The 15,037-nt window shown below is 66.7% G+C and carries 12 protein-coding genes; 8 read left to right on the top strand and 4 right to left on the bottom strand.

Going from position 1 to position 15,037, the window contains the following annotated elements:
• Window positions 1-22: 22 nt before the first annotated feature.
• The 3 genes from NTV05_01575 to NTV05_01565 are packed head-to-tail and all read right to left on the bottom strand — an operon-like array spanning window position 23 to window position 5,897.
• Window positions 23-2,263, bottom strand: a complete 2,241-nt coding sequence (locus NTV05_01575) for a HEAT repeat domain-containing protein (GenBank protein ID MCX6543085.1) — start codon at window positions 2,261-2,263, stop codon at window positions 23-25.
• Window positions 2,260-3,624 (bottom strand): HD-GYP domain-containing protein, encoded by a 1,365-nt coding sequence (locus tag NTV05_01570; GenBank protein ID MCX6543084.1) that lies wholly within the window; start codon window positions 3,622-3,624, stop codon window positions 2,260-2,262. Before NTV05_01570 ends, NTV05_01575 begins: the two co-directional genes overlap by 4 nt.
• Complete coding sequence (locus NTV05_01565; GenBank protein MCX6543083.1) at window positions 3,621-5,897, bottom strand: HEAT repeat domain-containing protein; 2,277 nt, start codon at window positions 5,895-5,897, stop codon at window positions 3,621-3,623. The genes NTV05_01570 and NTV05_01565 overlap by 4 nt, the downstream gene beginning before the upstream one ends.
• Before the next feature lie 81 nt (window positions 5,898-5,978).
• Between NTV05_01565 and NTV05_01560 the strand changes: the two genes are divergently transcribed.
• The 6 genes from NTV05_01560 to tsaD all read left to right on the top strand — a co-directional run bounded on the left by NTV05_01560 (window position 5,979) and on the right by tsaD (window position 12,220).
• Window positions 5,979-7,283: a thymidine phosphorylase gene (locus NTV05_01560; protein MCX6543082.1), complete on the top strand. Its 1,305-nt coding sequence runs from the start codon at window positions 5,979-5,981 to the stop codon at window positions 7,281-7,283.
• Window positions 7,284-7,302: 19 nt separating this feature from the next.
• Complete coding sequence (locus NTV05_01555; protein MCX6543081.1) at window positions 7,303-8,745, top strand: NupC/NupG family nucleoside CNT transporter; 1,443 nt, start codon at window positions 7,303-7,305, stop codon at window positions 8,743-8,745.
• Window positions 8,745-9,593: a purine-nucleoside phosphorylase gene (locus tag NTV05_01550; protein MCX6543080.1), complete on the top strand. Its 849-nt coding sequence runs from the start codon at window positions 8,745-8,747 to the stop codon at window positions 9,591-9,593. The genes NTV05_01555 and NTV05_01550 overlap by 1 nt, the downstream gene beginning before the upstream one ends.
• Window positions 9,571-9,966 carry a cytidine deaminase gene (locus tag NTV05_01545; GenBank protein MCX6543079.1) on the top strand — a complete coding sequence of 132 codons (396 nt, stop codon included), beginning with the start codon at window positions 9,571-9,573 and terminating at the stop codon, window positions 9,964-9,966. Before NTV05_01550 ends, NTV05_01545 begins: the two co-directional genes overlap by 23 nt.
• Before the next feature lie 35 nt (window positions 9,967-10,001).
• On the top strand, window positions 10,002-11,054 hold the full coding sequence (mtnA, locus tag NTV05_01540; protein MCX6543078.1) for an S-methyl-5-thioribose-1-phosphate isomerase: 1,053 nt from the start codon (window positions 10,002-10,004) through the stop codon (window positions 11,052-11,054).
• Between the two features lie 110 nt (window positions 11,055-11,164).
• Window positions 11,165-12,220 carry a tRNA (adenosine(37)-N6)-threonylcarbamoyltransferase complex transferase subunit TsaD gene (gene tsaD / locus NTV05_01535; GenBank protein ID MCX6543077.1) on the top strand — a complete coding sequence of 352 codons (1,056 nt, stop codon included), beginning with the start codon at window positions 11,165-11,167 and terminating at the stop codon, window positions 12,218-12,220.
• 12 nt (window positions 12,221-12,232) lie between these two features.
• Here tsaD and NTV05_01530 read toward each other — a convergent pair whose 3' ends face one another.
• Window positions 12,233-13,321, bottom strand: a complete 1,089-nt coding sequence (locus tag NTV05_01530; GenBank protein ID MCX6543076.1) for a hypothetical protein — start codon at window positions 13,319-13,321, stop codon at window positions 12,233-12,235.
• A gap of 78 nt (window positions 13,322-13,399) precedes the next feature.
• Here NTV05_01530 and NTV05_01525 point away from each other — a divergent pair, with 78 nt between their 5' ends.
• Window positions 13,400-13,969 carry an HD domain-containing protein gene (locus tag NTV05_01525; GenBank protein MCX6543075.1) on the top strand — a complete coding sequence of 190 codons (570 nt, stop codon included), beginning with the start codon at window positions 13,400-13,402 and terminating at the stop codon, window positions 13,967-13,969.
• Between the two features lie 133 nt (window positions 13,970-14,102).
• The gene (locus NTV05_01520) at window positions 14,103-15,035 is read left to right on the top strand and encodes an ABC transporter ATP-binding protein (GenBank protein ID MCX6543074.1); all 933 of its coding nucleotides are present in this window, start codon (window positions 14,103-14,105) and stop codon (window positions 15,033-15,035) included.
• Window positions 15,036-15,037: the final 2 nt, after the last annotated feature.

Below are 15,037 nucleotides of genomic sequence, written 5' to 3'. Positions count from 1 at the left end.
GCTCTTCGATTCACGACTCTGGTCACTGCTCTCCCTGGCGCGCCGCAAGGAGGCGGCGCGCGGCCGATCTGGCGCCTCGTGGTCCCGCGCCGGCGGCGGCGCGAAGCGCCTCAAGCGCGTCGGGCGTGCCGATGCGAGCGAGGGCCTGGAGTGCCAGGCGGCGAAGCGCGACGATCTTGAACGGGGCCCAGACACCTCGCTTGTTGGTCACCTCGGCCAGCGCCTCGACGGCGGTCCGGCCGCCGATGGCGCCGAGTCGGAGCACCGCGCGTTCGTACACCTGCCACATCGGGCCACGGCAGGGAGCCAACCGAACCAGATGTGCCAGCATCGGCAGCGCATCTTCGTTCGGAAGGGTGGAAAGCATGCCAGTGATGACCGAGCGGGCATGTTCGGTTCCCGTGCTCAACGCACGCGTGAGCGTCTCGAACGCGGCCTCTGTGCGCATCATGGCAATCGCGCGCGTCGCGTCTCGCTGCACCTGCGGCTCCGCATCGTCGAGCAGGCTCTCGAGATCGAGCAGCGCGTCATGACCGCCGAACTCGCGCAACAGTTGCACCGCCGTTCGGCGGACAGCCGAATTCGACGATTGCTTCAGCCGTTCGACGGCCTGCCGCCCCCCGGCGCCCAGGTCCAGGAGAACCTCGACCAGGTGCTGGCGCGCCCGCGTGCGTTCTTCGCGCGAGAGCACTTCGGCCAGCGGCCCGACAATCGACGTGCCGAGGGCGTGGCAGAAGTGCTTGGCGGCAGCGACGATGTTCTTGTCGGTCGTGTCGAGGTGGGTCGCGACGTGGCGCATCACAGCCGCGTTCAGCGTGCGATCCAGGAGGGATCCGGCCAGCGTCTGCACGGAGGGATCGGGGTGGTCCTGCGCCTGGCGGTGTATCGATCCGACCAGGAACGTGGCTGACGGAAAGTCGCCGAGGACCACCAGCGTGTCGACGCGGGCGAGAGCCAGATCCGCCAGTTCGCGCCAGCGGCTGGCATTGAGCTGCAGACGCATCAGGTCCACCAGCATCTGTGAGTCGAGCAGTCTGACGGCCGATTCGTCCACCGAGCTGATCCAGGCCGCCACGCGGTCAGGCGGGTCGGTTCGGTCCTGATCCAGGTCCACGGCGCGGTCCGCAATCCGATCGAGTTCGGCGCCGTACGTGTCTGGGACGAAGCGCTCATCGGAGTACGAGAGGAGGAACATTTCTGATGACTGCCACGCGACGGCGGCCGTGTCGTCGACGGGCTCACCGGTTCTCTCGACCGACTTGCGCGCCAGATTCAGAATGGCCGAGCGCCGGGAGCGGTCGGGCGCGAGGCCGCAGAACGCGTCGGCAACTGCCGGCGAGGTGCCGCGGCCGTTGCGCACCTCTGATGCGATCAGCCCGGCGATCGCGGCGTCGTCGATCCGGCGCGCGACGTCCGCGATGAACCGGCCGAAGCTGGCGCGCGTGCCTGTTCTCGACGCGTTCACCATCGGGCCGAGGGTGGCCAGGGGCAGCCGCGCCGCGGCGTCGGCGATGGCCGACATCACCGAGTCGAGCGCGTCAGGCTGTGTTCGCGCCACAAACTGTGCGACCGCGTGGAGCAGTCCCGCCAGCTGCTCGGCGCCGCCTTCCCGATTCCCCACGGTCCGTTCAGTGATCGCGGTGAACAACTCGCCGATCTGCCCCGGACGATCGAGGACCTCGCTGATCAGATCTATCGTCCAATCGTCCAGCGCGACCCGATCTCCCTCGAGACACTCGGCGACGATTTGGTCCCACGTGGCCCGATCGCCCCGGATGCGCTCCCGAAGGAGCTCCTGGAAGTCGATGCGGCGCAACTCAATCCTGGATTGACCCTCCGAGGACCACAGACGTGCCAGCCCGCCCCGAAGCCGAGCCTGTCCGGGAGGTACGCCGAGGACGGTGAGGAAGCGGCGCCACAACGCCTCGTCAGTGTGCGGCTGGACGACGACCTGTGCGACCTGATGGGCGTAGAGCAGCGCTGCCAGTTCGGCGACGGCGGCCTCCGGTTTCGCGATCTGGCGGCCGCCAACCAGCAGCGCGTCCGGTGTGACCGCGAAGCCGAGCGGACCCGACGTTGTCGCGGCCTCTGCGGCAGCGGTGAGAGCGAGCAACGCGCTCGAGACCGTCGGATGTTCCCCCGGATAGAGCACCACCGCCCGGGAGGCGGCCTTACACGCGCGCGCGAAGCTCGTGAGCAGCGCGGCGGTCTCGGCCGGCACCGGTTCGAGTGTGACGCCGTCGGATTCAGCCTTCTGCGTCATGCGGGCACCTGGCTGGGCGCGTCGAGTCCCAGGCTCTTCGCGTCGACCGCTTCGAGCACGGAGTAGGGATGCCGGCCTTGATCATCACGGTCGGCCGTATCCACGATCCATGGCCGGTCGACCCGATCGTTGTGCGAGTCGATGAGGATCCTGACAATCGGCCGGAATGCGTCGGTGGCGTGCTCCGCCGTGACGATGCCGAGCTCTCCGGTCTTCAGGCGCACGCAGGTGCCGACGGGGAAGATCCCGACCAGCGAGATGAACCGGCGAAGCAGCGTCGGTTCGAACGCCTGGCCCGACTCTTCCGCCAGCATCCTGCGGACACGAGCCGCCGGCAGCCCGTCACGATAGATCCGTTTCGTCCGCAGCGCATCGAACACGTCGGCAATCGACACGAGCATCGTGCAGAGGTTGAGCGTTCGCGCCCCGACGTTCTCGGGGTAGCCGCTCAGGTCCTGTCTCAAGTGATGCTCGAAGGCGACAATGGGTGCGAGCGGCGACATCTCCGGTATGTGACGGAGAATCTGAGCGCCGTCCACGACGTGCCGTCGCATGATGGAGAATTCCTCGGGGGTGAGCTGCTCAGGCTTGTTGAGGATCTCGCGGGGCGTCTTCACCTTGCCGATGTCGTGCATGAGGCCCGCCAGCCCGAATTCGCGCAACAGTTGCCCCTCGATGCCCAGCGTGCGCGCCTGCGCCATGGTCAGCAGCGACACGTTCACCATGTGTGTGAACGTGTACTCGTCGTGCCCCTTGAGTTCGGTGAGCGCGAGCATCAGCGTCCGATCCTGGGTCATCGACGTCGCCAGCGCGTCGATGATGAGGTGCGCGGCGTTCGGATCGGGCTCATCGCCGGCTACCGCAGAGCCCCATAACGCGTCGGCCGCGGCCACGGCCACCCCGTACACCTGCCGGGCGGCGCCGACATCCATGATGTCGGGCGTCTGGTCGTCCGTCGAAATCGTACCCACCGACACGCCGGTGATCGGCGTCCCAGCCAGGCGCTCGGACAGCGGGCGGGTGTCACGATCCGCGATCACGCCGACAAACGTCCGCAGGCCCTCCTGCCCCATGTCCTTGGAGAACGTCAGCTTCCCGACTTGGCGCTCGCGGAAATGGCGGACGAGCCCGGCGGAACCTGCCGATCCCTTCAGCCTGGTTCCGCCCACCACGACGTCGCTGCCGAAAAAGCCAATCGACAGCGTGGGCCGGCTGCGGAACTGCTCCTCGAATGCGGCGAGCAGGCCGCCGACGCTCCGGTTGACGATCGGGTGGGTGGGTGAGTACAGAGCGTTGGCTCGGATGGCAGCGACCAGCCGCTTGACGAGGTCATCGAGGGGTCGTGGGTCTTCCGCCGTCATGTTCTCGTGCCCCGCGCCAGTCGCGCGTGTCCTCTCGACAGGACGTCGCCATCGGTGACCGCCTGGTCGAGGGCCGCCAGGGCCGCGTCCGTCTTCATCGATGCCAGCACGCCGGCTGCCGTGCGCTTCACACGACTGGCCCTCGCCAGCCGCAGCCAACTCCAGGCGCCGAACGTCCTGGCGATGGCCGGGACGGCCGCGTCATCATTCACGAGACGCAAGGCGCGAAGCACGCGGATGGCGAGCTCGTGCTCCGGCCCGAGCGGGTCGATCGTGTCGAGCGTGGCGGCCAGCAGCGGCGCAGCGCGCCGTTCGCGACTGGCGGCGAGCGCGTCGACAACCAGATGACGAAGCGCAGACGGGCCATCCCGCAGCGCCGCGATCACCGGCCGCAGGGCCGAGCTGTCGTCGATGCGCACGAGCGCGACGACCGCATCTCGCGCGGTTCGGACGTCCTCTCCGCCGATCAGCTTCTGGAGCACGGCGATGGCCTTGTCGGTGCCGATGCGGCCGATGCACTGAAGTGCGGCGCGGCAGACGGCGCGGTCCGAGGATTCGATCAGTTGAGTGAGCGGCGCCACCGCTTCGTCGCCGAATTGCACGATGACCTGGTCAAGACGATGGCGACCTTCGCCCTCGGGTGCGGTCAGCATGGAGGGAACGAGCGATTCCAGCGCTGCCGGGCCGAGCTGATGACAGAACCGCCCGAACCACGCCAGTTGCGTGCTGTCGAAATCGGCCAGCGCCAAGCTCATCTCGCTCAGCGACGTCGAGCGGGCAATCGTCTCGAGCGCTTTGCTGCCGGCCTCCGCGTGGTGCGGCGACCGGTCCGAGGCCGTCGTGTCAAGCGTGTGGACCACCCGATCGGCCTCGACGGTATCGGCCGACATCAATAGATCTTCGGCCAACGCCGCCAGATCGTCTGCGGTCTCGACGATCTCGCCCTGCCGTTCCTCCAGCGCAAACAAGTCGAGCAGAAGCACAGATGAGAGCGATCGGATCGAGTCGGACGACACGGTGCGCATCCATTCGTCCATCTGAGGGGGTACGCTCAGTCTCAACTGGTGTGAACGCGACTCGGCGTCATCCAGGCTGGCAGAGTACTCGGTCGAAGTGTAGGCCACGTCGCCGGGCCCGCTGAGCATCTGTTCAAGTGAATGGAAGGCGGCACCAATGCCTGCCGCGCCTTCGTCGATGTCAGGTGCCGAGCGTGCTCGTGCCAGGCGCAGCACCTGCTGCTGCCGGGCGGGATCAGGAGCAAGCGTGCTGAACGCCGCCGCGATGCGGCCCGAGGCCTTGCCTTCGGCCGCGAGCGATCGGGCCAGCATGCGCGCCACCTGATCGTCATCGAACAAGTTGCCCATCGCCGTGGTGACGTCCGAGCCGCTGCCGGACTCAGTCGACTCCGCGACCGCCCGCATCACCACCTGGGGATCGAGCCGGGAAGCGGCCTCTGCGAGGTTGCGCAGCGTGGCCGACTTCTCGTCCGGAGACTGGGCCTCGACCGCCCGCACCAGGCGCCGAAAGGTCGTCAGCACAGTGGCGGCCTGCGCCGCGACCACTGCCGACTGTGGTTTGCCGGCTGCGAGGGGCGCGACCTCACGCGCCAGCGATTCGATCGCATCAGTCGAACGGGCGATCTCGAGCAGGCGCTGCTGGACTGATGAGCCTTCAGTGGGCCGGCCGCTCGACATCGACGACACGATGGACTCCCAGACGTCATCATGCGCGGTCGAGTCAGCCCGTGCTGGGGCGTCTGACCCGGCGCCGGGGGGGGACAAGAGAGGCGGGCCGCCGGCCGCCGGCCCCCGGTCGGCCATCAGTGCCTCAAAGTTGATCTGGTCGATTTCCACGCTCTGGTGGCCGGACTCAGCCCACGCTTTGGCAGGCCCTCCGAGGGCGCGGACGGCGTCGGCGTCCGCGATCAGCATGCGGAGCAAATCGGAGAGCACGGCCGGGGTGGTGGGGGACGGAAACCGCAACCGAAGCACGTCGTGGTCATGGAGCATCGCGGCCGCTTCCGTGACGCGCACGTCGCGCGCCAGCGCCGCGCCGTTGACCATCAGGGTCACGGGCGTCACTCCGATTGTCAGATCCGAGTGGGCCTGTAACGCGTCGACGGCTCGCGCAAGCCGATCCAGTGCCGTCAACGACGCTGGGTGGTCGGGCGAGTACATCTGCCAGGTCCGCGCCGCCGCGACGAGCATGCGGGCGAAGCTCGCCACGTCGCCGGCGGCGTTGGGAGGCACGGTGTGCGAGTTGGAGGCAGACATAGACTGAGCCGCCCGCCTGGAGCGGCTACACAGGAATATCGGCACTTCGAGCCCGCGACTTTCGCTATACTTCTGATTCCCATGCGTGCCGTCGACATCATCCGCAGAAAGCGGGACGGATTCGGGCTCACCCGCGACGAAGTCGACAGTTTCGTCACGGGCGCCACCGATGGATCCTGGCCCGATTACCAGATTTCCGCCCTGTTGATGGCCATCGTGCTCCGCGGGATGGGAGACGAGGAAACAGCCTGGCTGACTGACGCGATGGCTCGATCAGGGGCCAGATTCGACCTGGCGAGCCTGCCCGGGCTGAAGGTGGACAAGCACAGCACCGGCGGCGTGGGCGACAAGACCTCGCTCATCCTTGCGCCCCTGGCCGCTGCCTGCGGCGCCATCGTCCCGATGATGTCGGGACGCGGGCTGGGACACACCGGAGGAACGCTCGACAAGCTGGAGGCGATTCCGGGCTTCAAGGTCGATCTGTCGGCCCGGGAGATCGTCGATGCGCTCGCCGAGGTGGGATGCGTCATCGTTGGCCAGACGCGTGACATCGCCCCGGCCGACAGACGCTTGTACCGTTTGCGGGACGTGACAGCCACGGTGGAGAGCATTCCGCTCATCACCGCGTCGATCATGAGTAAGAAGCTCGCCGAGGGGATTGACGCCCTTGTGCTCGACGTCAAGGTGGGGCGCGGCGCGTTCATGAAGACAGCGCCGGAGGCCGACCAGCTGGCTCGAGCGATGGTCAGCGCCGGGCGGCTGGCCGGAGTGCGGACCGAAGCGCTGCTGACGCGGATGGATGCGCCGCTCGGCCGAGCCGTCGGTAATGCGCTCGAGGTGATCGAGTCGATCGAGACGCTGCGCGGCGAGGGCCCTCCGGATCTGACGGGGCTGTCGGTGATGCTGGCGGCGCGGATGGTGCTGATGGCGGGGCGCGCCGAGACGGCGGCCGAGGCGGAGCGCCTGGTTCGAAGTGCACTGGCTTCAGGCGAGGGGCTCGCCAGGTTCCGGCAGATGGTGGCCAGGCAGGGCGGCGATGTATCGGTGGTCGACGATCCGGCCCGCCTCGCCCTGGCGTCGGGACGCGAGATCGTGCGCGCGGCTCGGTCCGGTTACGTCACCGGGCTCGACGCGATGATGGTTGGCCGGGCGGCGGCCGCCCTGGGCGCCGGACGGGCCACTGCCGAGGACCGGATTGATCACGGCGTCGGAATCAAGGTGCTGGCCACGCCTGGCGCACTCGTGCGCTCGGGCGGACCCGTTCTGGAGCTGTACCATCGCGACAGTCTGGGATTGCGCGACGCCGTCGACCTGGCCGGGCAGGCGATCGAACTGGGTGCGGCGCCGCCGGCGCCGCAGGCCCTCATGGTCGGCGAGATTACCTGACCGCTTTGCTGGAGATGGCATGAGCACGACACCTGTCACGACGTCTGGCCGCTCGGGCTGGCGCCTGTCCTCGACGGAAGTCTGGATTTTCGCCGGCGGCGCGCTGGCAGCGTTGCTGGCCGTTCTGCTGGCCAACGTCGGCGGCGTGCCCAAGGCGCAGCCGTTCGCCGGCGCCATCGTCATTCTCGGCATTGCCTACGCGCTGTCCAACAACCGGCGGGCCATCGATCTGCCGACCGTGTTGTGGGGCCTTGGACTGCAGATCGTCTTCGCGCTGATCGTGCTGAAGAGCGAATGGGGTCAGCGGCTCTTCAGGGATCTGGGTGACAAGATCACGTGGCTGCTCGATTTCGCCGGCGTCGGCTCGGCATTCGTCTTCGGGCCGCTCGGCGACAGGCAGGGCTGGCCCCGCATCATGACGGCGGTGCTCGGCGCGGACGGGGCTCGCTACTCGATGATCTTCGCGTTCCAGGTGCTTCCCACGATCATCTTCATCGCGGCGCTGTTCGCCATCCTGTACTACTTCGGCGTGATGCAGTTTGTCGTGCGCATCTTCGCGTGGGGCATGCGGAAGGTGATGAAGGCGAGCGGCGCGGAATCGCTCAACGTCGCCGCCAGCATCTTCATGGGCCAGACCGAGGCGCCACTCACCATCCGGCCGTACCTGCCTAAGATGACGAATTCCGAATTGATGACCGTTATGACATCCGGCATGGCACACATTTCGGGAGGCATCATGGCGGCCTACATCCTGTTCGGGATCGAGGCGAAGCACCTGCTGACGGCCGTGATCATGACCGCGCCAGGCACGCTGATGATGGCCAAGATGTTCGTGCCGGAGACCGAAGAGCCCGAGACGATGGGCACCATCAAGCTGGAGGTGGAACGGACCGACGTCAACGTCATCGACGCCGCTGGACGCGGGACGGGCGAGGGGCTGCACCTGGCGCTCAACGTCGGAGCGATGTTGATCTCGTTTCTGGCGCTGGTCGCGCTGCTGAATGCCCTCCTCGGCATCTGCGGGTCGTTTGCGGCGGCCAACCTCGGGATGACGTCGCTCGCCAACCTGAGCCTGCAGCAGGTGTTCGGCTGGGCGTTCTCGCCGGTTGCCTGGGCAATGGGTGTCCCCTGGAAGGACTCGCAGATTATCGGGAACCTGCTCGGCACGCGCATGGTGCTGAACGAGTTTGTCGCGTACGCGCAACTGGGGAATTATGCCGGCGCGACGGCCGTGCACGCGGCGGGATCGCTGTTTGGGACCATTGATCCGAAGTCGTTCACGATCGCGACCTTCGCGCTGTGCGGCTTCGCGAACTTCAGTTCGATCGGCATTCAAATCGGTGGAATTGGCGCGCTGGCGCCCAACCGGCGGCACGACCTGGCCCGCCTCGGATTGCGGGCCATGCTCGCCGGCACGCTGGCGAACTTCATGACGGCGACTATTGCGGGGTTCCTGCTGTGATGGACGACTATTCGAAGATTCAAGATGCGGCCGCCTTTGTGCGCGAACGCGTCGGGGACGTGCCTCGCGTGGCCATCGTCCTCGGGTCCGGACTCGGGGACCTTGCGCAGACGCTGGATGCGTCCGTGTCGATGCCCTATGCCACGATTCCCGGATGGCCGGTCTCGACCGTGATCGGGCACGCGGGCCAGCTCGTGGTCGGACGTGTGCGCGGACACCGAGTCGCTGTGCTGTCAGGCCGCGCACATTTCTACGAGGGGTACCCAATGGCGTCCGTGGTGTTCGCCACGCGCGTCATCGGTGCGGCTGGCGTCAAGAGCGTCATCCTGACCAATGCCGCCGGCGGGATCAATACGTCCTTCTCGCAGGGCGCGTTAATGGTGATCGATGACCATCTCAACCTGGTCGGCACCAATCCGCTGATTGGCCCCAACGACGAACGACTCGGGCCGCGATTTCCCGACATGACCGAGGTCTATTCGAAGCGGCTCCGCGGACTGGCCGACGAAGCCGCGAGTCACATAGGGCAGGTCCTGGCCCACGGGGTGTATGCCGGGCTGCACGGGCCGAGTTACGAGACGCCGGCCGAGATTCGATACCTTCGCACGATTGGCGCCGACGCGGTCGGCATGTCCACGGTGGCCGAGGCGATTGTGGCGCGCCACATGGGGATGGAAGTGCTCGGCTTGTCGTGCATCACCAATATGGCGGCCGGCGTGTTGCCGCAGGTTCTGAACCATGCGGAGGTGATGGAGACCGCGCAGCGCGTCAAGGGTGCGTTTATCGCGCTGCTCCAGGAGATCGTGGAGCACATCGGAGAACATCGTGAACAACCACACGCTGGTTGACGCCGCGCGCCAGGCACGCCAACGGGCGTTTGCGCCCTACTCGACGTTCAAGGTCGGAGCCGCGCTCGAGACCGCCGACGGCACGATCGTCACCGGCTGCAACATCGAGAACTCCACGTACGGTCTGACCGTGTGCGCCGAGCGGGTCGCGGTGTTCAAGGCCATTTCCGAGGGTCATCGGGCATTCACGCGCATCGCCGTCGTGGCCGACACCCAGGAGCCGACGCCACCCTGCGGGCCCTGCCGTCAGATTCTCTGGGAGTTCTGCGGAGACATCGAAGTCATCCTGGCGAACCTCACCGAAGAGAAGGGCCGCTACAGGATGAAGGACCTCCTCCCGCTGCCCTTCGACGCCCGCCTGCTGCGGCCCTGAGATCTCCCGCGCCCTTCTTGTATGATGAAGGGAATATGCTGCCAACTATAGACTGGCAAGACGATGCCGTGGTCATGATTGACCAGCGGAAGCTGCCCGGATCCGAGATCTGGGTCCGGTGCCGCACCGCGAACGAGGTGGCGAAAGCCATCAGAACCATGGTGATTCGCGGGGCGCCAGCGATTGGCGTGGCGGCGGCCATGGGTATCGCGATGGGGATGCGCCGCAGCAAAGCCACCGGGACCCGGGCGTTTGCGACCGAGTTCCAGAAGATCTGCAACACCATGGCGGCGACGCGGCCGACCGCCGTCAATCTGTTCTGGGCCATCGAGCGCATGAAGCGTACGTTTGCCGCGCTGGCCCAGGCCGGCGCGTCGGTCGACCAGATTCGCGCCAGCCTCGACGGTGAGGCCCGCCTCATCCACGACGAGGACGTGGCCAGTTGCCGGGCGATGGGACGGCATGGCGCGGAGCTCGTGCCGGACGGCGCTCGCATCCTGACTCACTGCAACGCCGGGGCGCTGGCCACCGCCGGGTACGGCACGGCGCTTGGCGTCATTCGGGGAGCCGTGGAGCAGGGAAAGCACGTCACCGTGATCGCCGATGAGACGCGTCCGTTCCTGCAGGGCGCGCGCCTCACCGCATGGGAACTGGTGCGCGACGGCATCGACACGACGGTGATCACCGACAGCATGTCCGGCGCGATGATGCACCAGGGGCTTGTCGACCTGGTGGTGGTGGGCGCGGATCGCATCGCAGCCAACGGCGATGTGGCCAACAAGATCGGTACCTATTCGGTGGCCGTCCTGGCGAAGGCGCATGGCATCCCGTTCTACGTTGCGGCGCCGCTCTCGACGGTGGACCTGGAGACGCCCGACGGATGGCGCATTCCGATTGAGGAACGCAATCCCCGCGAGGTGACCCACCTCGGCGCGACACGGCTCACGCCGGTGGGGGCGAAGATCAGGAACCCCGCGTTTGATGTGACGCCCAGCGCTTACGTCACTGCGATCATCACCGAACGAGGCGTGTGCCAGGCGCCGTATGCGGACTCCCTGCGCGAGGCAGTGAATGGCGCGCGGGAATAGTAGCCAGTAGTCAGTAGTCGGTAGACAGTAGCAAGAAGCAAGAAGGAAGAAGGAAGAAGGGTCTTGTAGGGGCACGGCATGCCGTGCCCGGACGTGAACTGACGTCACCCATGCGCATGCTCGGAATCGAATCATCGTGCGACGAGACGGCGGCCGCCGTGGTCGAGGAGACCCCTGAGGCAGCGAAGCCGTGGCTGGTGCGATCGAGCGTCGTGGCCTCGCAGGTAGAGATTCACCGCGAGTGGGGTGGCGTCGTGCCGGAACTGGCCTCGCGCCAGCACCTCCGCGACATCTGCGGCGTGGTGGAGCGAGCCCTGGCCGAATCGCAGACCGGCCGCGGCGATCTCGGCGCGATCGCGGTGACTCAGGGGCCGGGGCTGGTCGGGAGTCTGCTGGTCGGACTCTCATTTTCGAAGGCGCTGGCTGCCGTCTGGGATCTCCCGCTGGTCCCGGTTCACCACCTGGCCGGCCACATCGAATCGCTGTTCCTGCAGCACGGCGATCTGCCGCTGCCGGCCGTCGTTCTGGTCGCCTCTGGCGGGCACACGAGTCTCTACGAGGTGCGTCAGCCCGGACGCTACGATTTGCTGGGCAGAACGCGAGACGATGCGGCGGGAGAGGCGTACGACAAGGTGGCGAGGCTGCTCGGGCTCGGTTACCCGGGAGGGCCACTGATCGATAGACTGGCACCGCTCGGCGATGATCGCGCGATGGCGTTTCCGATCGCCAGGATGACGCATCCGGATCGCAACGCGCCGTTCCTGAAGGGGCAGTGGGATTTCAGCTTCAGCGGGCTGAAGACCTCGGTGCTGCGCTACGTGAAGGCCCGGGGCGCCGGCTGGACGCCGAGCGCGGCCGAGACCGCCGATCTCTGCGCGAGCTTCCAGCGCTCGGTCGTCGAGGCGCTGCTCGATCGGACATTCGCGGCCGCGCGCTGGTGCGGGGCTCGCAGCGTCGGCATCGCCGGGGGCGTCTCGGCCAACAGCCGGCTTCGGGCCGATGCTATGGCTGCGGGTGTGCGGGTCGGCGTGCCGGTCTTTGTGCCCTCGCTCGCGCTCTCGACCGACAATGCCGCCATGATCGCCGCCGCGGGGCTTCGGCGTTTTCACGCCGGCGTGCGCGCCAGCGCGGACCTGAACGCGGATCCGTCGCTGCGGCTGGAGTGACCGAGGAGGCGATCAGGCCTTCGCGGCCACCGCTTTCTCCCTGGCCGCCGTTCTGAGCAGCGAGAGTCCCGTGTAGATGACGACGATGGTAACGAGCCATCTGACCTTGGAGAGATCCAGAAGTTCCGTGAAAAAGAACAGCGCGAGCGCCGACCCGAAGATCCCGCCGATGGCCAGGCCAACGGAGGCGCGATGGCTGTGTTTCTGCTTTCGAACAAATTGCATGCTGGCAACGGGCATCAAGAATGCACAAGCGCCCATCATGATTGGGTATGCCGCACTTGGAGTCATTCCCAGCATGCTGATCAGTACCATGCACGGCGCGTAGTACCCAATGCCGAGCGGCATGATGGCACCCAGCAGGAGGCTCGCCAGCAGGGCGAGGGCCAGCTTCCCGCCGGTGACGCCGAGCACGACGCCAACCACCGCCGACGATTCGACGAAGCCCGCGACTTCCGGCGTCTTCGCTGCCTTCTCGGCGTCGGTCTGGGGGATCTTGACTTTGGACCACTCCCGGCCGGCAGTCACCAGTTCCAGCGGCGCACCGGCCTTTAGCGCGACGACCTGTTTGCCCGTCGAGTTGGCCTCGGCTCGAAGCACACCCTCTGCGGCGCCCACGCGCACGGCGTCTGACGGCATCATGCCCGTGGCCTTGGCGAGCATGAACCCCCCGGCGATGAGCAAGGCGACGCCCATGGCCACTTGGATCGCCCGCCTCGGCAAACGTGAGACGACCCCAGCCCCGAACCACGACCCGGCAACCGCCGTGACGATCATGAGGATCAACGTCACTGGATCGACGGCAATCACGGCGATGCCGATAAACGCCTGTGTGATCGTGGGCAGGCAATGGCCGACATTGAGCGTGCCCGGGATCAGTTCGTCGGCGACCAACTTCCGGAGCCGGACGTAAGTGGTGGTGGTGGCGAAGCTCCCGATGCCGAGCGCGTCAAAGAAGTTGGCAAAGAAGCCCACCGCGACGCGTTCGGCGTCCGGCGCGCCGGGATCGGGCATGTCGGGGTGCCTTCGCACCTCGCTGATCCACACCGCGATGAACAGAACGGCTAGAAACCCCAGTGCGATAAAAAGCGCCGTAATCACTCGCGCCTCCGTGTGGAACAGGGAACAGACTCGTTGCGGCAATTGTCGGGCGAATATATCATGCCGCCGGGGGAATAGATGACACCGACGCGCGATGCAGCCTGGGCCCTGTTGACCGAATACACGCAGAACGAGAGCCTGCGCAAACATGCGCTGGCGGTGGAGGCCGCGGTCCGTGGCTACGCCCGACGGTTCGGCGAGGATGAGGAGGCCTGGGGCGTCGCCGCGCTCCTCCACGACTTCGACTACGACCGCTATCCGGATCTCACGGACCATCCTTTTCGCGGGGCCGAGGTCCTGCGTGAGCGGGGCTACCCCGAGTGGCTGGTGCGCGCCGTCCTCTCCCACGCCGACCATACCGGCGTCGCGCGCGAGACGCGGCTCGAGCACACGTTGTTCGCGTGCGACGAACTCGCTGGATTCGTGACCGCCGCCGCGCTGGTGCGTCCATCGAAGAGCCTGATGGATCTGGAGGCGAAGTCGGTGGTGAAGCGGATGAAGGAAAAGGCCTTCGCGCGCGCGGTCAACCGGGACGACCTGCGCCGTGGCGCCGAAGAGATTGGTCTGCCGCTCGACGAGCACGTCGCAAGCGTCATTGCCTTCATGCGGGAGAAGGCGGACGAGTTGGGGCTGCGGGGGACGCTCTGACGGGACGGTAGGGATTCGCGATTGGCTAACCCCTGACCCCCGACGCCTAATCCCTGTTCCAGAGCCCCGTGCGACAAGCACGAGGGAAGAATTCGAACCGAGTGCTCCGAGTCCTCGTATCTATCTGATGAATATGACCGATCCACCTGCCGACGCCATCGTCCAGATTGAGCACCTCTCAGTTGTCTACGGCAAGCAGGCGGCGCTGCTCGATGTCACTGCCGCATTCCCGGCCGGCGCGGTCGGCTTGCTCGGGCCCAACGGCGCCGGCAAGTCCACGCTGCTCAAGGCGCTGCTCGGCTTCGTCAAGCCTACAAGTGGACGGATGCAGGTGCTTGGTCTCGATGTGGCCGTATCGCCGTCCGCGATTCGCGCCAGGCTCGGATACATGCCCGAGATCGACGCTCACATCCCCGGGATGAACGCGGTCTCATTTGTGGCGTACTGCGGCCAGCTGGGGGGGCTGCCTCACGTCGATGCGATGCAGCGCGCTCACGAGGTGCTGCAGTACGTCGGTCTTGGCGAGGCGCGCTACCGGAACGTCGAGACCTATTCGACAGGGATGAAGCAGAGGATCAAGCTGGCCCAGGCGCTCGTGCACGATCCCGATCTGCTGTTTCTCGACGAACCGACCAACGGCATGGATCCGAAGGGGCGGGAGGAGATGCTGGAGCTCATCAGGGATCTCGCGCACAACAAGGGCGTCAACCTGATTCTCTCGTCGCATCTGCTGCCAGACGTCGAGTACACCTGCAATCACGTCGTCGTGTTGCACCAGGCCCGCATCGCGACGCAGGGTCCGATTGACGACCTCAAGGGGCCGCGCGGCAGCGCCTTCGAACTGCGCGTCAAGGGCGATCGGGTTGCGTTTGCCCGCGTGCTCGAGGCCGCAGGGATGGTGAGCAAGGCGGCCGAGGACGACATCATGCGTGTGTTCGTGCCCGACGACAAAGGGGCGCTGGCACTGTTCCAGCTCGCCGCCCGCGAAGGCATGCAGGTGCGCCACCTGCGGCCGAGTGTCCCGACGCTCGAAGACGTGTTTGCCCAAGCGGTGGGCGAGGAGTAGGC

It is taken from the genome of Acidobacteriota bacterium, from assembly GCA_026393755.1.
In the GTDB taxonomy this organism is placed as follows: domain Bacteria; phylum Acidobacteriota; class Vicinamibacteria; order Vicinamibacterales; family JAKQTR01; genus JBAXOX01.
This window is presented reverse-complemented; position numbering and strand designations above follow the sequence as displayed.